This is a genomic window from Pelistega suis, assembly GCF_013133795.1.
Lineage (GTDB): Bacteria > Pseudomonadota > Gammaproteobacteria > Burkholderiales > Burkholderiaceae_B > Taylorella > Taylorella suis.
The window spans coordinates 1-810 of sequence record NZ_JABGBN010000025.1 but is presented as its reverse complement, the minus strand read 5'-3'; the positions used below and the strand labels follow the sequence as shown (position 1 = coordinate 810).

At 38.9% G+C, this 810-nt stretch carries 1 protein-coding gene; it reads left to right on the top strand.

Annotation, left to right across the window (positions count from 1 at the left end; all coding sequences use genetic code 11):
- A partial coding sequence (locus HKX39_RS10585) for a hypothetical protein (RefSeq protein WP_171681285.1) occupies positions 1-810 on the top strand: 810 nt, incomplete at both ends.

Below are 810 nucleotides of genomic sequence, written 5' to 3'. Positions count from 1 at the left end.
AAACGGGCGGTGGAGAATAATGCGCTAGCTAACCGATATGGCGTGCAGTTGTTAAATGACAGAGAATTAGCTCTTTATACCAAGCTAAAAGCACATGGTGTGGAGAATGTTGATCATTATGCTCAAGAGTATGCAAATGCTAAGACAGAACAGGAAAAAGAGCAAATATTGAGACGTTACCAAGAAGCTGTAGCACAATCAGATGACATCATAGCTCGTCTATATCAAACAGGAGAATTATCACAGGAAGAATATGATTTATTAGTGACCGATTATGCAACCAAAATGTTACGAGGAGCTCAGATTGGTGAGACCAAATTACCTGCTTCATTCGCTTATACAAGTTCAATTTATGGTTTAAATGGGCTTCAAGAGTGGTCTCCATTGGGATTATCTCGTCATCAGAAGTTAGGACAAGTATATGAAGAAAGGTTGATAGATGAATTAAAACAGCAGAACTACCCAGATACATTCATTGAGCAAGTTGGGTTTGGTAGAAATTTAGTTCAGAATTGGTTAGGTGCCGTTCCTAGTGAGGAGGATATTAAAAAGGCGGATAACCCTCTACTCTTTTATATCATTCGTCCATCTAGCAAGTTACCTCCGTCTGGGTCATATGATTTGTTCTCTAAGTGGTTGGGAGGGAAGGCAGAATATGTTACTCCCGAAGGCATTAGAATCACTAGTTATGAAAACCCTATTAATTCCAAGACAGCGAATATTACTCAGAAATCAAGAGATGGTAAGGGGGGGATACCTATTGGTCAAGATTTCAGAGATAATTCTAAGAAAAAGGTAAATTCAGCTTCA